The organism is Flexivirga sp. (genome assembly GCF_035551235.1).
Taxonomy (GTDB): Bacteria; Actinomycetota; Actinomycetes; order Actinomycetales; family Dermatophilaceae; genus Flexivirga.
Genome location: NZ_DASZNO010000028.1, coordinates 100,245 through 123,517 on the forward strand (window position 1 = coordinate 100,245; position 23,273 = coordinate 123,517).

A 23,273-nucleotide genomic window follows, 5' to 3' on the forward strand; every position below is an offset into this window, starting at 1 on the left:
CTCGGCGACACGAATTCCGACAGTCGGAATCACCGGCCGAGCGAGGTGTGTATGACGCTGACCACTCGAACGCTGGATGTCCTCGCCACCTTTCGGCCCGGTCCGCACCGGCGCCAGACGTTGCTCCAGATCGCGCAGGAATGCGGTCTTCCGATGACGACGTGCCACCGCATCGTCCATGACCTGCTGGACTGGGGAGCCCTCGAGCGGACCGACGACGGGTATCTGCACGTCGGCCTGCGACTCTGGGAGATCGGTGCTCTCGCGCCCCGGGGCAACGCCCTCCGCGACCTGGCCCTGCCCGTGCTGGAGGACCTGTATGTCGCGACCCGGGAGAACGTGCAACTCGCTGTGCGCGAGGAGCTCGAGGCGGTCTTCGTCGAGCGGCTCACCGGCGACCGGGCGGTCCCCGTCATGACCCAGGTCGGGGCGCGATTTCCGTTGCCCTCCACCGGTGTTGGGCGTGCGCTGCTCGCCTTCGCTCCGGCCGATGTCCAGGACGCGGCGTTGGCGCAACCGGTGCGGCGCTGGACCGACGACACCACCACCGACCCATCGGCGATCCGGGCATTGCTCGCCGAGACGCGGCGCACGAAGGTTGCGATCAGTCGCCGGGAGGTCACGGCCAACGCGGCGTCGGTGGCGGCGCCGGTCTTCGGCATACGCAACGAGGTCGTGGCCGCCGTCTCGGTGGTCTTCGACGCCGACAACGGCCCACCGATCAATGCCATGGTGCCGGTGGTCGTCGCCGCGAGCCGCAGCATCTCCCGCGCGCTCGGCGCGGCGATGGACGGCCTCGACATGCGGAAGGCTGTGGCATCGGGCGCGCCGCCGTCGTGAACTACGCGCTCAGCCCATCGCGAGCTTGAGCGCGAGACCCAACCCGGCCAGGCCGACCGCTGCTCGCAACGGCCGTTCCGGCAGCCATCGCACCACGGCCGGTCCCAATAGGCCACCGATGAGCGCGCCGGTCCCGAGCGCGACTGCGGCACCCCAGTGGACCGGCGCGATGACGGCGTAGATCGCCGCGGCGACAGCGTTCGCGGCACCTGAGCCGGTGTTCTTGACGGCGTTCGTCACCGCGAGTGGTTCGTCCCGGCGCAGCGAGAGCACGGCGAGCAGGATGACGCCGACACCCGCGCCGAAGTACCCGCCATACACACCGACGAGGACGAGCAACACCGGCCAGAGCACGCGGCGCCATGGTGTCGGTGGACGGTCACCCGCTGCGTGCGAACGGGTCCACGTCCGAATGCGGTCACGCGCGAGCAGCAGCACACCACCCAGTGCGACCAGCCACGGCACGACCAGGCCGAAGACCTCGGCGGGCGTGGCCAGCAGCAGCACGGCCCCTCCCGCACCACCGAGCGCGCTCAGGCCGGCGAGCCGCGCGGCCCGCCGGCCGTTGCCGCGCAGTTCCGGACGCGAGCCCCACCAGGAGCCCGCGGTGGTCGCGAGCATCGCGACGGTGTTGCTGACATTGGCCGCCAGCGGGGACAGCCCGGCGAGCAGCAGTGCCGGATAGCTCACCAATGACGCCAACCCGGCGACCGAGCCGCACAAGCCGGCGCCGACCCCGGCGAGGACGAGCCAGGGCCAGTTCACGAAGCTCCCGTCACGGGCCGTCGGTGATCTCGGTCGACGCGGTCGTCCAGGCGCGTGCCTGGTCGGTCAGCGAGATGCCGAGTCCGGGGCGGTCGGAGACGAACATCCGTCCGTCGCGGGTCTCCAGCTGCTCCGGGAAGAGCGGGGTCAGCCAGTCGAAGTGCTCCACCCACGGTTCGATCGGGTATGCCGCAGCCAGGTGCACGTGGATCTCCATCGCGAAGTGCGGAGCGATCGGCAGCTGGTGGTGTTCGGCATACGCCGCGAGCTTGAGGAACTGGGTGATCCCGCCGACACGTGGCGCGTCCGGTTGGACGATGTCGGCGGCGCCGTGATCGATCAGCCGCACGTGCTCGTCGACGCTGGCCAGCATCTCGCCCGTGGCGATCGGTGTGTCGAGCGCACGCGCGAGTTGTGCGTGGCCCTCGGCGTCATACGCGTCGAGGGGCTCCTCGATCCAGACCAGGTCGAACTCCTCGAAGATCCGGCCCATCCGCAGGGCGGTCGGCCGGTCCCACTGCTGGTTCGCGTCGACCATCAGCGGCACGTCGGGGTCCAGCGCCTCGCGGACCGCCGTCACGCGGGCGACGTCGGTGCGCCAGTCCGGCTGGCCGACCTTGAGTTTGATGCCGCCGATCCCGGCGGTGAGCGACGCTCGCGCGTTGTCGATGACCTGCTCGATCGGGGTGTGCAGGAAGCCGCCGGAGGTGTTATAGGTGCGGACCGAATCGCGGTGTGCGCCAAGCAGTTTGGCGAGGGGCAGCGAGGCGCGCTTGGCCTTCAGGTCCCACAGTGCGATGTCGATGGCCGCGATGGCCTGGGTGGCGAGTCCGCTGCGGCCGACAGAGGCGCCGGCCCAGCTGAGCTTGGTCCACAGGCGGCCGATGTCGCTGGGGTCCTCGCCGATGAGCACCGGCGCGATCTCCTGGGCGTGGGTGAACTGCGCCGGCCCGCCGGCCCGTTTGGAGTAGGAGAAGCCGATGCCCTCGGCTCCCGAGGCGGTGCTGATCTCGGCGAACAGGAAGATCACCTCGGTCATCGGGCGCTGCCGGCCGGTCAGGACCTTGGCGTCGCTGATCGGTGTGGCGAGCGGCAACCGCACCGAGGAGAGCCGGATGCGCTCGATGCGGTCCAGGGTCGCGGGTCCCGGACGTGCGGCGAGCACCGCCGCGTCGGGTCCGGCGAGGGCGCTGGTGGGCAGGCTGGTCATGCGTCGATCTCCGAATCGGTATGGCGGGTGGGTCGCCCGTCGACCCGCCGCAGCAGGTGCCACGGGTTCTCGTCGGCGAGCTCCGTCGGGAGCAGCGTCTCGGGCACGTCCTGGTAGGCCACCGGCCGCTGGAAACGTTCGATGGCGCGTGCACCGACCGAGGTGGTGGCGGGCGCGGAGGTGGCCGGGAAAGGCCCACCGTGCACCATTGCGTGGTTGACCTCGACTCCGGTCGGCCACCCGTTGACCAGGATGCGGCCGGCGAGCAGTTCGAGTTCGTGCAGCAACTCCGTGGCGAGACCGGTGTCCGCATCGCCCAGCTGGAGGGTGGCGGTGAGCTGTCCGTCGAGATCTGCTGTCGCATCGACCAATTCGTCCGGGGTGCGGACCAGGACGACGAGACCGGCCGGGCCGAAGATCTCGTCCAGCAACTCGGGGTGCTCCCGCACGGTGTCGAGGTCGGTGACCAGGACGCTGGCGGTGACCGCGTTGTCATCGCCGTTGCCAGCGCTGCCCTGCGCGAGCTGTTCCACCCCGGGAACGGCAGCGGCGCGCGCGATGCCGGAACGGTAGGCATCGCGAATTCCGTTGGTGAGCAACGGCACTGCGGGCACATCGGCGATCGCCCGTGCCGTGGCATCGAGGAAGGTCTTCGTCTCCGGCAGATCAGCGGCGAACACGAGCCCGGGCTTGGTGCAGAGTTGGCCACCGCTGCCCGTGAGCGATGCGACGTAGCCGGTGGCGAGTTGCTCGGCCCTCTCCTGGACTGCCCCGGGCAGCAGGAACACCGGGTTGATGGCAGACATCTCGGCATACACCGGGATCGGGACGCGTCGCTGGGCCGCTGCCTGCACGAGGGCCAGGCCGCCGCCGCGGGAGCCGGTGAAGCCGACCGCGCGAACCTTCGGATGGGACACCAAAGCGGTGCCGAGTTCGTGGGAAGTGCCCTGCAGCAGCGAGAAGGTGCCGGCCGGAAGTCCTTGGTGCGCAACGGCTTCGCGAATGACGCGACCGACGAGTTCGGACACGCCGGGGTGGGCCGGGTGCGCCTTCACGATCACCGGGCAGCCGGCCGCCAGGGCGGACGCGGTGTCGCCGCCGGCGACCGAGAAGGCCAGCGGGAAGTTGCTCGCCCCGAAGACCGCGACGGGACCGACCGCCACAGCACGCTGCCGAATATCCGGGCGCGGCAACGGCGTTCGGGCTGCGTCACCCGGATCGACACGAGTCTCGGCCCAGGTCCCCGCGCGCAGGTCGGCCGCGAACATCCGCAGCTGACCCGCAGTGCGGGCCAACTCACCGACCGGCCGGGCCGGCGGCAACGCTGTTTCGGCGACGACTCGCTCGGAGAGCTGCGGGCCGAGCTGCTCCAAGCCGGTGGCGATGTCCTCCAACAGGTCCGCACGCTGAGCGGGCGACGTACGGCGGAGGATCTGGAACGCATCCCACGCCGCGTCCGCCGCACGGGCCACCTCGTCGGGACCGCACTCGGCGAACGCCGGCTCGAGCGGCGTGTTCGACGACGGGTCCTGCGCGTGGAATGTGGTTGCAGAGTCTGCGAATTCGGCGCCGGCGAGAAGACTCGCGCCGGTCAGTTCGATCGTCATACCGTCACCTTTCGGACCAGCTGCTCCAGCTCGAGCAGTTCGCTCTCGTCGAGATCGGTCAGCGGCGAGCGGACCGCACCCGCCGGCCGGCCGATCACCTTCATACCTGCCTTGATGATGCTGACTGCATAACCCGGGGCGCGGTTGCGCAGGTCGGCATACGGGATGACGAAGTCGTTCAGTGCGGTCGTGACCGCGCTCGAATCGCCACGCTGGACCGCGTCGTAGAAGTCGACGGCGAACTGCGGGACGAAGTTGAAGATGGCCGAGGAGTAGGTCGTCAGCCCCAGGCTTTTGTAGGGCAGCGCGAAGAGTTCGGCCGTCGGCAGGCCGCCGATGTAGAGGAGCCGGGTTCCCATCCGGGAGAAGACGCGGGTCATCTGCTCGACGTTGCCGACGCCGTCCTTGAAGCCGACGAAGTTCGGGCAGCTCGTGGCGAGGCGCTCGACGGTGTCCGCGTCGTAGATGGCGTTGGCCCGGTTGTAGATGATCACGCCGAGTTCGGTCGCCTCGCAGAGCGCCCGCACGTAGGCCTCCAGGCCGGCCTGGCCGGCTTCGGTCAGGTAGGGCGGCAACAGCAGGATGCCGTCGGCACCGGCGCGCTCGGCCCGTCGGACCAGGTCGATCGCCATGGCTGTGCTGTAGCCGGCGGGCGCGAGGACCGGCACGTCATCCGGTGCCGCGGCCACGGCGGCCGCAACGACTCGTTCGACCTCGTCCGGGGCGAGAGCGAAGAACTCGCCGGTGCCGCCCGCCGCGAAGAGCCCGGCCGCCGGGTACGACGACAGCCACGCGATGTGTTCCCGGTATGCCGCCTCGTCGAACGCACCGTCCGGCCGCAGGTGGGTGACGGGGAAGGACAGCAGGTTCGAGCCGAGTTTCGCGGCCAGCTCCTGCGGGCTCAGGTCAGACATGTGCAGTGCTCCTCGTGGTGGATTCGCTGTTCACCCTAGGAAGCTGCGTCGATACGCGTCCAACACCCGTTTGAGATAGCACGATGCCGTCAGTGCATGCATGGCAGGCGTGGAGAACGGCCGGCTGGGCCGAAGGAACCGTCGGTCAGCACCGGTACGACGGACGAGGCGTCAAGTGCCGCAGCAACTTCGACATCCGCCGCAAAGCCCTTCGCCGTCAGCTCCTTCCCACTGACGCAATCGCGCATGGACTCCAGCAACTGCGCAGCGAAGGCATCGAACAGCGCTGCTGCGCCGACGGATTCCGGGCTCAACGCTGCTGTGCAGTCCAGTGCGCGGAGACTTGAAAGGATCGCCCCGGCGCCCAGCTGATCCTCCAGGGCCGGCCGCAACGAGTCGTCGTTGCCCCATCGCTCCCCTGCGGCGATCACTGCGACGGTGCGTCCTTCATCGAGACAGCTACTCAACGACCGCGCGACCGCACCGGCGTTGCGCACACAGCCGAGGACGACGGTGGATCCGGTGCCCTGCAGCGCTGCAGCGATCGTCGAGCCGTTCGGTGACGGCAGGACGATGCGCGGCTCGAAGTGGCAGGTGAGCATGCCGGCCGGCGAAAGCGACGGTGCCGCAACGGATCCGGGCTGCGTCGCCTCGAGACGGCCAACCGCGAGCGCCGCGTCGTGGGCAGCGGCGAAGTCTGCTGCTCGTCGGTCCCTCCAACGGAACGGGTAGACCCGCATGCCGCGTTCGACGGCGATGGTGACGGCTGTCGAGAAGCTCAGTACGTCCACCACGACCGACGTGTCAGCCTTCAGCTCGCGGGCTGCGGCGGGGCCCCACTCGAACCGGACGTCATACGCACCCTGACCGAACTCGCTGCCCACCGCCCCAACGTAACCGTCGATAAGCGCCGCCGCGTCATTGCTGCGCGAGGGGCAGTGTGGCGACGACCTCGTGGCGTGGGCGACGGCGCGCACCCTCCCCCAGGTATGACGCAATGAGCTCGATCTCCGTGACGGGCCACGCATCGCTGCCGAAGGTGTCGAGCACCTGCAGCCAGCGTCGGGCGTCGATCGGCCGGCGAGGCCTGGCAACGCTCAGGTGACCGACGAATCGCTGCCCGTCCGGGGTCGCGCCGACCGAATTCGCCGCGTGCCGCACACCTGTCGCCAGCGCGGTCAGATCGACATCGGGTCGCAACCAGAGCACGCGCGCCTCGAGCGGGTTCGGGAAAGCGCCGGCTCCCGACAATCGCATGTCGAAAGCGTTGTGCCGCACCGCCGTCCGAGCGATGGCGTCGACCAGGTCATCTTCGCGATGCGCTGGCACCGCAGCCAGGAAGGCCAGGGTGAGGTGCCACTGTTGGGGGTCGATCCACGTCATACCGTCACGTGGTGCGAGGAACTCGGCGATCTGCTCCCGGATCGACACCGGCGGACGGATGGCGACGAACATGCGTGTGGTGGTCATTGCAGTGTCACCCGACGTATGCCGACAGGTGTTGCCCGGTGAGGGTGGATCCCGACGCGACAAGCTCCGCCGGCGTACCCTCGAAAACCACTGTCCCGCCGTCATGTCCGGCACCGGGGCCGAGATCGATCAGCCAGTCGGCGCGGGCCATCACCGCTTGGTGGTGCTCGATCACGATCACGGACTTGCCGTCGTCCACCAGTCGGTCCAGCAGCTCGAGCAACTGCTCGACGTCGGCGAGGTGGAGACCGACCGTCGGCTCATCGAGCACATAGATCTCGGCCTTCTCCCCCATCTGCGCCGCCAGTTTGAGACGCTGCCGCTCGCCACCGGAGAGCGTGGTGAGCGGTTGGCCGACCGTGACGTAGCCGAGGCCGACCGCCACCAGTCGCCGCAGGATCTTGTGGGCGGCCGGTAACCGGCCGTCCCCTGCACCGAAGAACTCCTCGGCAGCCGACACCTGCATGCCGAGCACCTCACTGATGTCCTTGCCACCGAAGGTGTAGTCGAGCACCTCGGGTTGGAAACGCTTGCCGTCGCACACGTCGCACGGTGCGGCGACCGTGGCCATCATCGCCAGGTCGGTGTAGACGACTCCCGCGCCGTTGCAGTTGGGACAGGCGCCGTCTGAATTGGCGCTGAACAAACCAGGCTTCACCGCATTCGCCTTGGCGAAGGCCTTCCGGATCGGGTCCAGCAGACCGGTGTAGGTCGCGGGGTTGCTGCGTCGCGAGCCGCGGATCGGCGCCTGGTCGATGGTCACCACTCCGTCGCGGCGGGCGACCGAACCGTGGATCAACGAGCTCTTGCCCGAACCTGCGACACCCGTCACGACGCAGAGCACACCGAGGGGAAGGTCGACGTCGACGTTCCGCAGGTTGTGCAGTGACGCACCACGCACCTCGAGAGCGCCACGCGGCTTCCGGATCTCGTCCTTCAGGGACACCCTGTCGTGCAGGTGCCGGCCGGTGCGGGTGCCAGCCGATCGCAACTCATCGACCGTGCCCTCGAAGACGACTTCCCCGCCATCGACGCCGGCGCCCGGACCGAGGTCGACCACGTGGTCCGCGATCGCGATCATCTCCGGCTTGTGCTCGACCACGAGCACGGTGTTGCCCTTGTCGCGCAGCTGCAACAGCAGGTCGTTCATCCGCTCGATGTCGTGCGGATGAAGGCCGATGGAGGGTTCGTCGAAGACATAGGTCACGTCCGTCAGCGATGAGCCGAGATGCCGAATCATCTTGGTGCGCTGGGCTTCTCCCCCGGACAGCGTGCCCGAAGGGCGGTCCAGGCTCAGGTAGCCCAGCCCGATCTGCACGAACGACGCGAGCGTGTGACGCAGCGAGTCGAGCAGCGGCTCGATCGAGGTGTCCTGCACACCGCGCAACCACTGCGTCAGGTCGCTGATCTGCATCGCGCTGACCTCGGCGATGCTGCGACCGGCAACCTTCGACGTCCGAGCGCCTTCGTTCAGCCGGGTGCCGTCGCACTCGGGGCAGGCGGCGAAGGTGACCGCGCGGTCGACGAACGCGCGGATGTGTGGCTGCATCGCCTCACGGTCCTTGGCCAGGAACGACTTGCGAATGCGCGGGATCAGCCCCTCGTAGGTGACGTTGATGCCGTCGACCTTGATCTTGGTCGGCTCCTTGTGCAGCAACGCTTCACGCTCGCGCTTGGTGAACTTCGCGATCGGCTTGTCCGGGTCGAAGAAGCCACAGCCCAGGAAGATCCGGCCGTACCAGCCGTCCATGCTGTAGCCGGGGATGGTGAGGGCACCTTCGCGCAGCGACTTCGTCTCGTCATACAGCGCACTGAGATCGAAGTCGGTCACCGAGCCGCGTCCCTCGCACCGCGGGCACATGCCGCCGACGATGCTGAAGGTCCGGCGCTCCTTGACGGTGCGGCCTTCCTTCTCCATCGTGACCGCGCCGCCACCGCTCATCGAGGCGACATTGAAGGAGTAGGCGCGTGCGGAGCCCAAATGCGGCTTTCCCAAGCGACTGAAGAGGATTCGCAACATCGCCAGTGCGTCCGTTGCCGTTCCGACGGTCGAGCGGGGGTCTGCACCGAGTCGCTCCTGGTCGACGATGATCGCCGTGGTGAGACCGCCGAGGACATCGACGTCTGGGCGGGCCAGGCTGGGCATGAAGCCCTGAACGAACGCGCTGTAGGTCTCGTTGATCTGACGCTGTGACTCCGCCGCGATGGTGTCGAAGACCAGCGAACTCTTCCCCGAGCCGGACACCCCGGTGAAGACGGTCAGTCGTCGTTTCGGCAACTCGACACTGACGTTCCGCAGGTTGTTCTCACGCGCGCCGAGAACGCGTATGACGTCGTGTGCGTCGGCGCGCGGGAGGACGGCAGCAGGCAATGACGAGTGATCGGTCATGAACCGAAATCTACGTCCTCCGTCATCACCGTCGCAGCGTCTCGGCCGGGAGCAGCCTGCTCCTGCCAGTAGGGGTTGATGCGCGGTGACACCGTTCCCGACCAACGAACCGTGCCGAAATGACCATGCATTGCAGGGAATCGGTAGCGTCGAAGAATCGTCACGAGGACCGGATCAGGGCCGGTCCGATACGGAGGAATCATGCGAGCACGACCTCTCGTCGGCGGCGTCGCCGCGGCTACCGCACTACTGATTGCCGGCGGCAGCGCATCCGCGACCGGCAACGCAGTCGGCGCTTCGGGCGCCGGAGACCCCTACTATCCGATGGATGGCAACGGCGGGTACGACGTCAGTCACTACGACGTCGGCATCGACTACACGCCATCCACCACGATGCTCATCGGCGACACGACCGTCACCGCCACGACGACCCAGCAGCTCGAGCAGTTCGACCTGGACTTCTATGGTTTCCAGGTCGATTCGATCACCGTGAATGGCAAGCCGGCCACTTGGACGCGATCGGATCAACACGAGTTGGTCGTCACGCCGTCGAGCCGGATCGCCAAGAAGTCCGAGTTGAAGGTGCGGGTCAAGTACCACGGTCAACCCAAGCCGACGTCAGGGCTGGACGACTACTCCGGCTGGAACTACTCCTCGACCGGTGGTGCGTTCGCCGCCAACGAGCCGCACTCGGCGGCCAGTTGGTATCCCGTCAACGACACCACACGCGACAAGGCGACGTTCACGCTGAACGCAACGGTGCCCAACGGCTACAGCGTGATCAGCAACGGCGAGCAGACCGGCACCTCGACCGAGGGCGCCAAGACCACCTACACGTGGACCGAGAAGGATCCGATCATCGGTTACCTGACCACGGTCGCGATCGACAAGTTCACCTACCTGAAGCAGCAGACCAAGGACGGCATACCGCTCGTGTCGGCCTTCGCGCCCGGCGCCGAGGACAAGATGGCGGACGAGAAGCGGCTGCCGGAGGTGATCGAACTGCTCGAGCACTACTTCGGTCCCTACCCGCAGTCCTCCGGTGGCGGCATCTTCGTCGCCGACCAGATCGGCTTCTCCCTCGAAACGCAGGACCGTCCGACGTATGCCGCGTGGGCCGACCTACCGACGATCGTGCACGAGAACGGTCACCAGTGGTGGGGCGACAGCATGTCCGTGAAGACCTGGCGCGACGTCTGCATGAACGAATGCTTCGCGTCATACGGCGAATGGCTGTGGGAACAGGACAAGAACAACATCGACCTGAACAACGAATACAGCTCGGAGATGGCAGATTTCGCCGACAACGACAGGTTCTGGGCGAACCCGTTGTGGGATATGGGCGCCGGCCGGGAGTTCACCAACTCCTACACCCGTGGCCCGCTGTTCCTGCAGGCGCTGCGTGCCTACATCGGTGACAAGCCGTTCTTCGAGGTGCTGCGGACCTATTCACAGCTGCACCGCGGCGGCAACACCTCGATGCAGGACTTCGAGAAGTATGTGCAGCGACACGCCACCCGTGACGTCCACGGCTTCTTCCAGGCGTGGGTCTACGGCACGACCCGCCCGGCCGACAAGTACATCTGGTTCGGGCCGTTCCGGAAACCGAGTGCTGCCAAGGCGACCACACCGAAGCTGCTCGCGAAGTCAGTGCACGACCGCTGATCGAGAGCTCCCTCCCCCGGCGCCGTTCGGAAACGCCCACTCGTCCCTCACGGGCTCCTCAAGGAGCTCGTGAGGGACGAGTGAGGGAGAATCGAGCGCATGCAGTGCGACTACTTCGACGCCGGGACCTGCCGGTCGTGCACTCTCATGGGCCAGTCGTATGACGCACAACTCGTCGACCTGCAAGCGACCGTCGCCGCCACGCTCAGCGATCACGTCTCCGAAACCCTTTGGGACACACCGGCATACGGGCCCGAGTCGCACTTCCGCAACAAGGCCAAGCTCGCCGTGGCAGGAACCCGGCAGGCACCGAGCTTCGGCATCCTGGACCGTGGCGGGCACGGCGTCGACCTGCGCGACTGCGGGCTCTACGAGCGCGGATTGCACAGTGCCGTAACCCAATTGGCCGACTTCGTCACCGACCTCGGCCTCACACCGTATGACGTGCCGCGTCGCACGGGCGAACTCAAACACCTCATCGTGACGCACTCACCCGACGGCGAGTCGATGATCCGCTTCGTGCTGCGCTCGCCCGGGCAGTTGCGCCGGATCGAACGTGCGCTCCCCGACCTGCTGGCAGCCGTGCCCGGCACGCGTGTCGTCTCGGTCAACCTGCTGCCCGAGCACAAGGCCACGCTCGAAGGCGACGACGAGATCCTCCTGACCGACGACACCTCGCTGCCGATGCGCCTGAACGGCATCACCCTCCAGTTGCGCACCCGTAGTTTCTTCCAGACGAACACTGCCGTCGCTGCTCAGCTGTATCGCCAGGCCCAGCAATGGATTTCGGTGATCGCGCCGGAGCAGGTGCTGGACCTCTTCTGTGGTGTCGGTGGCTTCGCGTTGCATGCGGCGACTGCTCTTCGTCTTGATACGCCGTCCCCGCGTCAGTCCCTTCGGGACGCCGGCTCGTTCCTCACCGGCTCCTCAGGGACCTCCCCCGGCGCTCGACCGGCGACCGTTCGCGGGGTCGAGCTGTCGGAGGAAGCCGTTGCCAGCGCCCGCCTCGGCGCCGAGCAGTTGCCGGGACGGGCGTCGCTGGGCGCCATACAGTTCGAGGCCGGTGACGCGACCACGGTGTTCGGCGAGATGCGCGCGGGGTTTCGAGACGCTCCCCCGCTGCGCTCCTCCGCTCCTCAACCACCTTCGGCGGACCTGGTCATCGTCAACCCGCCCAGGCGCGGCATCGGCGAGCTCGCCGACGCGCTCGAGCGGTCGGATTCCACCCACGTCCTCTACTCCAGTTGCAACGCAACCAGCCTGGCTGCCGACCTGCGCAACATGCCCTCATTCCACGTCACCCGGGCACGTGTCTTCGACATGTTCCCGCAGACCCGCCACCACGAAATACTCCTCCTCCTGAGCCGCTGAGAGTCCCTCGGCTTCCGCCCGGCCAGCGTCCGCACGCACCATTCGCACCGTCGAAATTAACTGTTGACAGTTATCAGTCAACGTGGAACTGTGATGCCGCACACAGCCCGGCGCGGGACCATCCGCGGGGCACAATCAGGATGAAAGGGCCATCCGATGAGCGAGCGACAGAACATGCGCAGGACGAATGGCGACTCCCGACCACGGAGGGAGTCGCGATGAGCGCACAGACCCTGAGCATGCGCGGGCCCGTCCATGGCACTGCCCATGCACGGCGCGTCTCCTGGGGCTCCGCCGCCGGCGGCGTCATCGAGAACTACGACTTCATCGGCTTCGGAACCGGCGCCGCTCTCTACTTCGGTGACGCCTTCTTCCCCGGCGCCTCACCGCTGATCGGCACGCTGGCGGCGTTCGCGACCTTGGGTGTCGGCTTCGTCGCCCGACCGTTGGGCGGGGTGATCGGAGGTCACCTCGGCGACAAGATCGGGCGTAAGCCGGTCCTGATCGCCTCATTGCTCGTCATGGGCTTGTGCACGTTCGCCATGGGCCTGCTGCCCACCTATGCCACTGCCGGGGCACTCGCCCCGACCCTGCTGGTCACGGTGCGCATCCTTCAGGGCATCGCGTACGGCGCCGAGTGGGGCGGGGCGATCCTGATGAGCTACGAGCACGCGCCATGGCGGGACAAGGGCAAGTTCACCGGCATCGTGCAGTCCGGCTTCCCGATCGGACTCCTGCTGGCCAGCCTCGTCTTCCTGGCATCGGTCAACCTCCCCGGCGACTGGGCGTGGCGTGTTCCGTTCCTCGCGAGCATCGTGCTTGTCGTAGTCGGACTCGTTCTGCGGGCGAAGGTTCCCGAATCACCGGTGTTCGACGAGGTGAAGGAGCAGAAGCAGGTTGTCGCCTCCCCCATCAAGGAGGTCCTCCGGGACGACTGGCGCAATGTCCTGCGTGGTATCGCGCTGCGTGTCGCCGAGACCGCGGGGTATGCCGTCGCGATCACCTACATGATCGCCTACCTGAAGGACGAGAAGCTGGCGACCGGCGGCCAAACGATCTTCGCGATGTGCGTCGCCTCCGCAGTCGGGGTCTTCGCGACGATGTGGTGGGCGCGACTGACCGATCGGATCGGACGGCGACCGTTGTACGTCTGGGTCACGCTGTTCAATGCCGTCTGGGCGATCCCGATGTTTCTACTGGTCAACACGGGGCTGTTCCCGGCGGTCGTCTTCACGATCGTCATCTCCTACGCGATCAGCCAGAACGCTCTCGCCGGTTCGCAGGGCGCGTGGTTCCCGGAGTTGTTCCAGGCCAGGACCCGTGCATCGGGCGCCTCGCTGGCCTACCAGATCTCGGCGATGATCTCCGGCGTGACGCCGTTCGTGACCACGTTGCTCTACCTCGGCCTCGGCTGGGTCGGCCCCGCTCTACTCTTCCTGGCCTATTCGGTTCTCGGCTTCGTCGCCGCACTGCTGACGACGGAGACCTGGGGAGCGAAGGAGCGGGCGGCGGCTGACGCCATCGCACACGAGGCCGATCGTGCCGTGCCGCCACCCGCGGTCGAGCAGATGGGACCGCTGGGTGCTCACACAACGACAAACTGTTAACAGTTATCCATTGACAGTGGGCTTTCGGTACTGCACAGTGACGACAAGGAGCACCGTCGTGTCCCCCAGCATCTGCCAGGAAAGGAGTGCGTCGATGGCCCGCTCAGGTCCGACCGCCGCCCTCGATGCCGCAACCCCCGGCGGACGCCGGTACGTTGGTGCCATGCCGACCGCAGGTGCTGCTCTCAACCGCTTGACCCTTCGAGAGCAGGTGCTCGAGGCGTTGCGTTCGGCGATCACCACCGGCGCACTGCTGCCCGGGTCCGACCTCGGCGAGGTCGAACTCGCCGAGCGGTATGGCGTGAGCCGCGGCACCGTCCGCGAGGCCCTGCGCTTCCTCCAGCAATCCCGCCTCGTCGCGGGTGACGCCCGGGGCAAGCTGAAGGTGCATCGGGCCGGTCAACGGGAGATCGCGGAGATCTTCAGCGTGCGCGCCGCCCTCGAGGGGCTGGCGGTCCAATCGATCATCGCCGGCCCGGACCGCGCCGAACATGCCGAACGACTGCGAGCCGCGATGCCTCCGGAGACGCTCAAGGACGAGTTCGCCACACACATGAACCTCGACCTGGCGTTTCACGAAATGCTGTGCGAGTTGTCCGGCAATTCCACACTGCTCGACAACTGGCGGACCCTCGAGGACCGCATGCGGATCGTCTTCTTCTCGGCGGACACGGACCAGCCGGTCCCGATCATGGCCCGCTCACACCACGAGCCGATCGTCGCAGCCATCGAGGCCGCCGACCCCGAGGAAGCTCGCCGCACCGTTCAGCAGCACATGAACGACGCGTCGCAGGTGTGGGCCTCCGACATACCCGTCGTACCACCGCGCTGATCCCCACCGCCGAACCTCGGCCGCTCAACACTGGCCTTCCACTGTTAACAATCAACACTTGACAAGGAACAAAACCATGAACCTCAGCACACCCGACGAACAACGGACCGCGGTCATCACCGGCGCCGGCTCACCGCGCGGCATCGGCCTGGCAACCGCAAGACGATTCGCCCGCGAGGGTTGGGCCGTCGCACTGCTCGACCTGGATGACGCCGCAGTTGCGTTGTCCGTCAAGACAATTCAGGCCGAGTACGACGTGCCGGCCTTCGGCGTCAGTTGCGACGTCACCTCGCCCGACTCGCTGCAGCAGGCAGCCGCGGCGATCGCCGCGGCAGACCTACCCGCGGTCGGTGCACTCGCCAACGTGGCCGGCATCCCCTCCCCCTCATCCTTCGAGGACCTGACCCTCGAGGAGTGGAACAAGGTCATCGCCGTCAACCTCACCGGCTGCTTCCTGACCAGCAAGGCGTTCGTGCCGGCCATGGTCGACGGTGGCTACGGCCGGATCGTCAACATGTCGTCGGTGACCGCCCAGCATGGCGGTGGTGTCTTCTCCAAGACTGCGTATGCCGCCGCGAAGGCCGGGGTCATCGGGTTCACCAAGGGGTTGGCACGCGAGCTCGCGGTTCACGGCATCACCGTCAACGCGATCGCCCCGGGCGTGGTCGACACCGATATCCGGGTCGGCTCCGACGCGGAGAACGAAGCGAAGCTCTCGCAGGCGGTGCCGCTTCGCCGGCAGGCCTCGCCCGATGAGATCGCTGCGCTCTACGTGTGGCTGTCCAGTGCGGACGCGGGATACATCACCGGGACCACCCAGAGCATCAACGGTGGCGCCTACATCAGCTGACGCGGGCCGACCGGAACAGAAGGGAAAACCTCATGACTGCAACCACATTCGCGAGCACCAGTCTCGCTGAACGAATCAGCACGTGCACCGACGCGGCATACCGCATCCGGCGGGGAGTGCTCGAGGAGGGCGCGGCACAGGGCGAGGGCTACGTCGGTCAGGCGCTCGGCGCGGCCGACATCCTCGCGGTGCTCTACGCGGACACGCTGCGTTTCCGGGCAGCCGACCCCGAGTGGGCGGACCGCGACCGGTTCCTGTTGTCCGTCGGGCACTACGCGCTGCTGCTCTACGCGGCGTTGGCCGAGGCCGGCGTCATACCTCGCGAGGAACTGACCACGTATGCCGCGGACGACTCGCGACTGCCGATGTCGGCGATGTCCACCTATACACCCGGTGCCGAGATCTCCGGTGGGTCGCTCGGCCACGGTCTCGGGCTCGGTGTGGGCATGTGCCTCGGGCTGCGCGCCCAGGGACGACACGACCAGCGGGTCTTCACCCTCTTCGGTGACGGCGAGCTGAACGAGGGATCCACCTGGGAGGCGGCGATGAGCGCGGCCAGTTGGCAGCTCGGCAACCTCGTCGCGTTCGTCGACCTCAACGGGATCCAGGCCGATGGACCCACCCAGCAGGTGCTGGACATCGGGTCGCAGGAGGAGCGCTGGCGGTCCTTCGGCTGGCACACGCAGCGGGTCGACGGCAACGACGTGGCGGCGCTCATCAGCGCCGTCGACGCGGCACTCGCGGACGCGACATCGACCGGCCAGCCCCACGTCATCCTCTGCGACACAACAGTGGGCAAGGGAGTTCCGATGCTGGAGAGCCGGGAGAAGTTGCACTTCATGAAGATCGACCAGGACGAATGGCCGCTGTGCATGGACCAGCTGCAGGCCGGATACGAAGGGAGCCTCGCGCGATGAGCGTCACGACACAGGAGAAGACGGCAGCGCCGCAGCGGTCCGCGGCGATGATCGCGTCCATCGCGGACCCGGGGGTGCGCACGACGAAGGCGCCGTTCGGCGAGGCGCTGGTCAAGGCAGGACAGGCGGACGACCGGATCGTCGGGCTGTCCGCGGACCTGGCGAAATACACCGATCTGCACGTCTTCCGCGACGCGTTCCCGGAACGCTTCTTCCAGATGGGTATGGCCGAACAGTCGCTGATGATGGCGGCCGCGGGTATGGCGGAAGTGGGCCTGGTGCCCTTCGCATCGACGTACTCGGTCTTCGCCACCCGCCGCGCGTACGACTTCATCTGCCTGGACATGGCCGAACCCGGCCTGAACGTCAACATCGTGGCGGCGCTGCCCGGTCTCACCACGGGATACGGGCCGAGCCACCAGGCGACCGAGGACATCGCGATCCTGCGCGGTATGCCGGGCCTGACCATCATCGATCCGTGTGACGCCGTCGACCTGGAGCAGGCAGTGCCGCAACTGGCCGCCACCCCGGGCACGACCTACACGCGGCTGCTGCGTGGCGCCGTGCCACGGATCCTGGACGACTACGACTACACGTTCGAGCTCGGCAAGGCAAAGGTGGTGCGCCCCGGCGACGACGCAGTGTTCGTCAGCTCCGGACTGATGACCATGCGCGGACTGCTCGCGGCGGAGCAGCTGTCGAAGCTGGGCATCGAGGTGTCCGTCGTGCACTGCCCGACCATCAAGCCGTTCGACGAAGAGACTGTGGTTGCTGCGGTCTCGACGGCACGCCCGGCGTTCACGCTGGAGAACCACACCGTGGTCGGCGGACTCTTCGAGAGCGTCGCGGCCGCCCTCGTGCGTCGCGGGATCGGCAAGCAGGTCAGCGCGATCGGCCTGCCGGACGAGTTCCTGGCCGCCGGTGCGCTGCCCACCCTCCACGAGCGGTACGGCCTGTCGGTCGACTCAATCGTGCGCCGCGTCCGGGAGCAGTTACACCGGAACCAGTGACGTCCGCGGCCCGGCGCACGGGGGCGCTCTCCCCCGTGCGCCGCTGCTGACCGACGCGACACGACATAATGGTCGTGACATGACTCAGAAGACCGCCACGCCGACCATGCCGCGCGAGGTCTGGGTCATGGTGTCGGCGAGCTTCGTGATCGCCCTCGGGTATGGCGTCGTCGCGCCGGCCCTTCCGGAATTCGCCCGCAGCTTCAATGTCGGGGTCACGGCGGCGTCCGCCATCGTGTCGGCCTTCGCCATCATGCGGCTGGTCTTCGCGCCGAGCACCGGCCGACTGGTCAATCGCTTCGGCGAACGGCCGATGTATCTCCTTGGGCTGCTCATCGTCGCCCTGTCGACCCTCGCGTCCGCGTTCGCCCAAAGCTATTGGCAGCTCATGCTTTTCAGGGGCCTCGGCGGCATCGGGTCGGTGATGTTCTCGGTGTCGGCGATGGGTCTGATGATCCGGATCTCACCGCCCGCCATCCGTGGTCGCGTGTCCGGGCTCTACTCGTCGAGTTTCGTGCTGGGCAGCATCACCGGTCCCCTGCTCGGCGGTGCGCTGGTCGGCTTCGGCCTGCGGGTGCCGTTCGTCGTGTATGCCGTGGCACTCTTCGGGGCGATCGCAGTCGTGCACCTGCAGTTGCGGGACAGCACCCTCGCGACGATCGACGAGAACGCCAGTGTGGCGGTGATGCCGCTCGCGTCCGCGATGCGGCTCGGTGCCTACCGGTCAGCGGTCGCCACCGCGGCGATCTTCGGCTGGGTCTACGCGATGCGTGTGTCACTGGTCCCGCTGTACTTCGCCATCGTGCTCAAGCAGCCCAACGGTGTTGCCGGGCTCGCCCTCGCGACATACGCCTGTGGTGACGTCCTGGCGATGATGCCCGCGGGCCGGTTGTCCGACCGGATCGGCCGCCGACCGCTGATCATCGTCGGCATGATCGTGCTGGCGTTGGCGACACTCACCCTCGCCCTGACACATTCGGTGGGTATCGCGTTCGCGTCCACCCTGGTCGCTGGCCTGGGCACCGGCATGGTGAGCCCGTCCCAGCAGGCTGCGCTGGCCGACATCATGTTCGGGCACGGTCGTGGTGGGCCCGTGTTGGTGACCTACCAGATGAGCCAGGACATGGGCACCGTGATCGGACCCGTCGCCGGAGGGTTCCTCGCCCAGGAGTGGGGATTCCCCACGGCTTTCACCGTCACCGCCATACTCGCCGGCTGCGCGGCGGCAGCCTGGATCGCAGTGCGCGACACGATGGTCGTGCGCGCCGCGTAGCTCGGCGGAGTTCGCGCACCGGTCAGTGGCGCCGCAACCTCCTGACGAGTGCGGTGATCACTGCGAGCCCGGTCACCGCTGCGACCAGTTGCTTCCAGTAGGCCTTCGCCAACACCGGAAGGACCGCGGCACCGAGATCGAGTGAGTCGTCCTCGGTCGTGGTGGGAGCGGCCGCCGCCCTGGGTGCCGGCGTCGGCGGGGCTGCCGGCTCCGGGGTCGGTGCACTCGGGGACGCGGCGGCCGATGCGACGGGAACAGCAGTGGACTCCGGTGCCTCCGCCGGCGCCGGGGCGCCCGCTTCGTCCGCAGCGTCGCCCGACCCGACCTTCGTCTGCAGGCAGTCGACGAATTGCCGCAGCAACTTGTCCGAGACGTCCTGGATGACGCCCCGACCGAACTGCGCCGGCTTGCCGGTGATCGCCAGGTCGGTGACGACGTCCACTGTGGTGCCGCCGTCGCCCGCCGCCATCGTGGCCGTCACCAGCGCACCGGCCGTGCCATTGCCGCGCTTGTCCTTGCCCTTGGCGTCGATCACCATCCGGTGGGCGGACTCATCACGCTCGGTGAACGTCCCGGTGCCCTTGTAGACCAACGCGATCGGGCCGAGCTTCACCTTGACGGTGCCCTCGAACCTGTCGACTTCGGCCGAGGTGATCTGCGCGCCCGGGAAGCATTCGGCGACCGACTCGATGTCCTGGAACGCGGCCCAGGTCTCGTCGATGCTCGCGGGCACGGTGAACGAATGTTTCAGATCCATGTGGTCATCCTGTCGCAGCGGTGAGCACGGCGCGACGCGTCAGCACCTCGGCCAGGTGCTTGCGGTAGTCGGCGTCGCCGTTGAGGTCGGTGGGCGGGTTCGTGCCATCGGCGACCGCAGAGACCGCCGCGCGCACTGCATCGTCGGTCGCCGGCTTTCCCTGCAGCGCCTGCTCCACCGAGGTCGCCCGGATCGGCGTGGAGCCCATGTTGGTCAGCGCCACCCGAGCCTCGGCGATGGTGCCACCCTCGGAACGGACCGCGGCCGCAACGGCGACGATCGACCACTGCTGCGCGATCCGCACGAACTTCTCGTAATGTCCGCCCCAGCCCGTGTGCTTGGGGATCCGCACCTCGGTCAACAGCTCGTCCTCGGCGATCGCGGTCTCGAAGAGATCGACGAAGAAGTCCGCTGCCTCGACGGTGCGGGTGGAGCCACCCTGGCCGGCGATGACGAACTGCGCACCGAGCGCGAGCGCCGGCGCACCGACGTCGCCCGCGGGATCGGCGTGCGCGAGTGCACCGCCGAAGGTGCCGCGGTTGCGCACCTGTGCGTCCGCCACCGTGGCAACCGCCTTGCCGATCAGTGCCGCGTGCTGCGCGACGAGCGGGTCCTTGGCCACTTCCGTGTGCGTGGTCATCGCACCGATGACCAGTGCGTCGCCGTCCTCACGGATCCCGCGCAACGCGTCGATCTTGCCGAGGTCGATGACGAACTCGGGTGCGTTGAGCCGCAACCGCAGGACAGGCAGCAGGGATTGCCCGCCGGCGATGATCTTCGCGTCGTCACCGTGCTCGGCGAGGAGCGCGAGCGCCTCCTCGACGCTCGCGGGCGCCGCGTAGTCGAATGCTGCCGGGATCATTGACCCGCTCCTTCCGTTCCGGAGCCGGTATCGCCGGCTCGACCGGCCGCGATGGCCGAGTAGACCCGTGCCGGTGAGCACGGCATGACGATGTCCTTGACGCCGAACTGTCGCACGGCGTCGAGCACTGCGTTGACGACGGCCGGCGTCGAGGCGATGGTGCCCGCCTCACCAACTCCCTTGGTGCCCAACGTGTTCGTCGTTGCCGGCGTCGATGCGCTGTGCGTGTCGAAGCTGATCAGGTCGGCCGCACTGGGCACCAGGTAGTCGACGAACGACCCGGACACCAGAGTGCCCTGCTCGTCGAAGACGGCGTCCTCGAAGAGCGCCTGCGCGATGCCCTGCACCAGGCCGCCGTGCACCTGGCCCTCGACGATCAGCGGATTGACGATGTTGCCGACATCGTCGACGCAGGTGTATTTGCGCAGCTTGACCTGACCGGTCTCGGTGTCGACCTCGACGGCGCACAGGTGCGTGCCGTGCGGATAGTTGAAGTTGATCGGGTCGTATGTCGCCTCGGCGTCGATCGACGGCTCCATCCCGTCCGGCAGGTTGTGGGCGGTGAAGACCGCACCGGCGACCTCCTGGATGGACAGTCCGGCGTCCGTGCCCTTGACCTTGAACTGGCCGGCGGCGAACTCGATGTCGTCCGTCGAGGCCTCCAGCAGGTGTGCCGCAACCGGCTTGGCCTTCTCCACCACCTTGTCGGCGGCACGCACGAGTGCCTCACCGCCGACGACAAGAGACCGTGAGCCGTAGGTGTCCAGGCCCTTGACGGACACCTGGGTGTCACCGTGCAGGATCTCGACGTCCTCGAACGGGACACCGAGCCGGTCCGCGACGATCTGGCTGAACGCCGTCTCGTGACCCTGGCCGTGTGCACTGGTGCCCGTCACCACCTCGACCTTGCCGGTCGCCAGCATCCGCACCGACGCGTGTTCCCAGCCGCCCGCGCCGTAGTCGAGCGATCCGAGCACACGGGACGGAGCCAGACCGCACATCTCGGTGAAGGTCGAGACGCCGATGCCCAGCTGCACCGGGTCACCGGCCTCCCGGCGGCGAGCCTGCTCCGCGCGCAGGTCGTCATACCCGAAGAAGTCCTTGGCCTGCGCGGTCGCGTTCTCGTAGTTGCCGGAGTCGTATTCGAGCCCGGCGACCGTGGTGAACGGGAACTCCTCGTGCTTGATCCAGTTCTTCTCCCGCAGCTCGAGCGGGTCCATGCCCAGCTCGTTGGCCAGCTCGCTCATCAACCGCTCGATCGCGAAGGTGGCCTCCGGCCGCCCGGCACCGCGGTAGGCGTCGGTCCAGGTCTTGTTGGTCAGCACCGTCTGGCAGGCGAAGTGGTATGCCGGGATCTTGTAGATCGCGTTGTACATGAACGCACCGAGCACGGGCACGCCACCGCCGACGATCGCGACGTACGACCCGAGATCCGCAGTCAGCTCGACCTTGAGGCCGGTGACCTTGCCCTCCTTGGTCGCCGCGAGAGTGAGCTTCTGCCACTGGTCGCGGCCGTGATGGGCTGCGACCATCGACTCCGAGCGCGTCTCGGTGTACTTGACCGGCTTGTGCAGTTGCCGGGCGATCCACCAGGCCAGCCACTCCTCGGGGGTGACCTGCAGCTTGCCGCCGAAGCCTCCGCCGACGTCCGGAGCGATCACCCGGATCTTGCTCTCGGGCACGCCCGTCGTCGCGGCGAGTGCGAAGCGCACGATGTGCGGGACCTGGGTGGCCGACCACATCGTCAGCTGCTCGCCGGTGGGGTCGACGACAACCGATCGTGGCTCCATGAACGCCGGGATCAGCCGGTTCTGGCGGAACTCGCGCTCGATGACGACACCGTCGGCGCGTGCCTGGCTGATCGCGTCCTCGACGTTGCCGCCGGTGCCCGCCTCGGCCGAGTCGAACACCCACAGCGCGGATTTGTTCGTGCCCAGGTCCGGGTGCGCCAGCACCTTGTCGGCAACCGCATCCTTCAGGTCGATCGCCGCCGGCAGCTCGTCGTAGTCGACATCGACCAGTTCGGCGGCATCGCGTGCGGCTGCCGCGCTGCGTGCAACGACGACGGCGACGATCTCGCCGGCGAAGCTGACCCGGTCGGCGGGCAGCACCGCGTGCACCGGTGTCTTCTGCTCGGGCGTGATCGGCCAGGCGTTGATCAGTGCGCCGACCGACTCATCCAGGTCCGCGGCGGTGTAGACGGCGACGACGTTCGTCGCCTGTTTCGCCTCCGCCGCGTCGATCGAGGTGATCCTGGCGTGCGCGAAGGGACTGCGCACCATCGCCAGGTGCAGCATCCCGGGCAGCACGATGTTGTCGGTGTAGCGGCTGCTGCCGGTGATCAGCCGGCGGTCCTCCTTGCGTCGACGGTCCTTGCCGATCTCGGCAGCAGGACGGTCATCGGTCACAGTCATGACTGGGCTCCCTTCCCGGCAGCCGCCGCGGTCTGCACCGCGCGCACGATGTTGTGGTAGCCGGTGCACCGGCACAGGTTGCCTTCCAGGCCCTCGCGGATCTCTTCCTCGCTCGGGTCGGGGTTCTCGTTCAGCAGGTCGACCGAACGCATGATCATCCCCGGTGTGCAGAAGCCGCACTGCAGGGCGTGGCACTCGTGGAACGCCGCCTGCATCGGGTGCAGCTCGCCGCCGTCATACGTTGCGGCGAGACCCTCGATCGTGGTGACCTCGGCGCCGTCGGCCTGAACGGCGAGCATGTTGCACGACTTCACGGCGTGGCCGTTCAGGTGCACGGTGCAGGCACCACAGTTGCTGGTGTCGCAACCGATGAGAGTGCCTGTCTTACCTAGCTTTTCGCGCAAGAACTGCACGAGCAGCATCCGTGGTTCGACGTCTTCGGAGACCTTGCCCCCGTCGACGGTGAGTTCGATCTTTGTCATCTTCGGCACCCTTCGCAGTACGCAGACTTCTGGCGTCA

At 67.6% G+C, this 23,273-nt stretch carries 20 protein-coding genes; 9 read left to right on the forward strand and 11 right to left on the reverse strand.

From position 1 onward, the window contains the following. The first annotated feature begins 51 nt into the window (after positions 1-51). Positions 52-840: an IclR family transcriptional regulator gene (locus VG502_RS09340; protein ID WP_325549769.1), complete on the forward strand. Its 789-nt coding sequence runs from the start codon at positions 52-54 to the stop codon at positions 838-840. 9 nt (positions 841-849) lie between these two features. Here VG502_RS09340 and VG502_RS09345 read toward each other — a convergent pair whose 3' ends face one another. From VG502_RS09345 to VG502_RS09375, 7 genes are all read right to left on the reverse strand, one after another. Next, positions 850-1,605 carry a sulfite exporter TauE/SafE family protein gene (locus VG502_RS09345; protein WP_325549770.1) on the reverse strand — a complete coding sequence of 252 codons (756 nt, stop codon included), beginning with the start codon at positions 1,603-1,605 and terminating at the stop codon, positions 850-852. 10 nt (positions 1,606-1,615) lie between these two features. Next, positions 1,616-2,815 (reverse strand): L-talarate/galactarate dehydratase, encoded by a 1,200-nt coding sequence (locus VG502_RS09350; RefSeq protein ID WP_325549771.1) that lies wholly within the window; start codon positions 2,813-2,815, stop codon positions 1,616-1,618. Continuing rightward, entirely contained in the window at positions 2,812-4,422 is a 1,611-nt protein-coding gene (locus tag VG502_RS09355; protein WP_325549772.1) for an aldehyde dehydrogenase (NADP(+)), read from the reverse strand. Before VG502_RS09355 ends, VG502_RS09350 begins: the two co-directional genes overlap by 4 nt. After that, on the reverse strand, positions 4,419-5,336 hold the full coding sequence (gene kdgD / locus VG502_RS09360) for a 5-dehydro-4-deoxyglucarate dehydratase (RefSeq protein WP_325549773.1): 918 nt from the start codon (positions 5,334-5,336) through the stop codon (positions 4,419-4,421). Before kdgD ends, VG502_RS09355 begins: the two co-directional genes overlap by 4 nt. Positions 5,337-5,425: 89 nt before the next feature. Continuing rightward, positions 5,426-6,220, reverse strand: a complete 795-nt coding sequence (locus VG502_RS09365; protein ID WP_325549774.1) for a 2-phosphosulfolactate phosphatase — start codon at positions 6,218-6,220, stop codon at positions 5,426-5,428. 34 nt (positions 6,221-6,254) lie between these two features. Further along, complete coding sequence (gene thpR, locus VG502_RS09370) at positions 6,255-6,806, reverse strand: RNA 2',3'-cyclic phosphodiesterase (RefSeq protein WP_325549775.1); 552 nt, start codon at positions 6,804-6,806, stop codon at positions 6,255-6,257. Positions 6,807-6,813: 7 nt separating this feature from the next. Further along, positions 6,814-9,195 carry an excinuclease ABC subunit UvrA gene (locus VG502_RS09375; protein ID WP_325549776.1) on the reverse strand — a complete coding sequence of 794 codons (2,382 nt, stop codon included), beginning with the start codon at positions 9,193-9,195 and terminating at the stop codon, positions 6,814-6,816. Positions 9,196-9,396: 201 nt separating this feature from the next. Here VG502_RS09375 and VG502_RS09380 point away from each other — a divergent pair, with 201 nt between their 5' ends. From VG502_RS09380 to VG502_RS09415, 8 genes are all read left to right on the forward strand, one after another. After that, positions 9,397-10,860 (forward strand): M1 family metallopeptidase, encoded by a 1,464-nt coding sequence (locus VG502_RS09380; protein WP_325549777.1) that lies wholly within the window; start codon positions 9,397-9,399, stop codon positions 10,858-10,860. Between the two features lie 99 nt (positions 10,861-10,959). Continuing rightward, positions 10,960-12,231 carry a methyltransferase domain-containing protein gene (locus VG502_RS09385; protein WP_325549778.1) on the forward strand — a complete coding sequence of 424 codons (1,272 nt, stop codon included), beginning with the start codon at positions 10,960-10,962 and terminating at the stop codon, positions 12,229-12,231. Between the two features lie 218 nt (positions 12,232-12,449). Next, positions 12,450-13,838: an MFS transporter gene (locus tag VG502_RS09390; RefSeq protein ID WP_325549779.1), complete on the forward strand. Its 1,389-nt coding sequence runs from the start codon at positions 12,450-12,452 to the stop codon at positions 13,836-13,838. Between the two features lie 163 nt (positions 13,839-14,001). Next, entirely contained in the window at positions 14,002-14,670 is a 669-nt protein-coding gene (locus VG502_RS09395; protein ID WP_325549780.1) for a GntR family transcriptional regulator, read from the forward strand. Between the two features lie 76 nt (positions 14,671-14,746). Further along, a complete protein-coding gene (locus VG502_RS09400) occupies positions 14,747-15,520 on the forward strand; it encodes an SDR family NAD(P)-dependent oxidoreductase (protein WP_325549781.1) in 774 nt (257 codons plus the stop codon). 32 nt (positions 15,521-15,552) lie between these two features. Continuing rightward, entirely contained in the window at positions 15,553-16,437 is an 885-nt protein-coding gene (locus tag VG502_RS09405) for a transketolase (RefSeq protein ID WP_325549782.1), read from the forward strand. Further along, the gene (locus VG502_RS09410; protein WP_325549783.1) at positions 16,434-17,447 is read left to right on the forward strand and encodes a transketolase family protein; all 1,014 of its coding nucleotides are present in this window, start codon (positions 16,434-16,436) and stop codon (positions 17,445-17,447) included. Before VG502_RS09405 ends, VG502_RS09410 begins: the two co-directional genes overlap by 4 nt. A gap of 79 nt (positions 17,448-17,526) precedes the next feature. Further along, positions 17,527-18,720 (forward strand): MFS transporter, encoded by a 1,194-nt coding sequence (locus VG502_RS09415; protein WP_325549784.1) that lies wholly within the window; start codon positions 17,527-17,529, stop codon positions 18,718-18,720. A gap of 22 nt (positions 18,721-18,742) precedes the next feature. Here VG502_RS09415 and VG502_RS09420 read toward each other — a convergent pair whose 3' ends face one another. From VG502_RS09420 to VG502_RS09435, 4 genes are read right to left on the reverse strand one after another with little or no spacing between them, the layout of a single operon-like run. Next, positions 18,743-19,477 (reverse strand): SRPBCC family protein, encoded by a 735-nt coding sequence (locus VG502_RS09420; protein WP_325549785.1) that lies wholly within the window; start codon positions 19,475-19,477, stop codon positions 18,743-18,745. A gap of 4 nt (positions 19,478-19,481) precedes the next feature. Continuing rightward, positions 19,482-20,339, reverse strand: a complete 858-nt coding sequence (locus VG502_RS09425) for an FAD binding domain-containing protein (protein ID WP_325549786.1) — start codon at positions 20,337-20,339, stop codon at positions 19,482-19,484. Beyond that, positions 20,336-22,753: a xanthine dehydrogenase family protein molybdopterin-binding subunit gene (locus VG502_RS09430; protein ID WP_325549787.1), complete on the reverse strand. Its 2,418-nt coding sequence runs from the start codon at positions 22,751-22,753 to the stop codon at positions 20,336-20,338. The genes VG502_RS09425 and VG502_RS09430 overlap by 4 nt, the downstream gene beginning before the upstream one ends. Continuing rightward, positions 22,750-23,235, reverse strand: a complete 486-nt coding sequence (locus VG502_RS09435; RefSeq protein WP_325549788.1) for a (2Fe-2S)-binding protein — start codon at positions 23,233-23,235, stop codon at positions 22,750-22,752. Before VG502_RS09435 ends, VG502_RS09430 begins: the two co-directional genes overlap by 4 nt. Between the last annotated feature and the right edge of the window lie 38 nt (positions 23,236-23,273).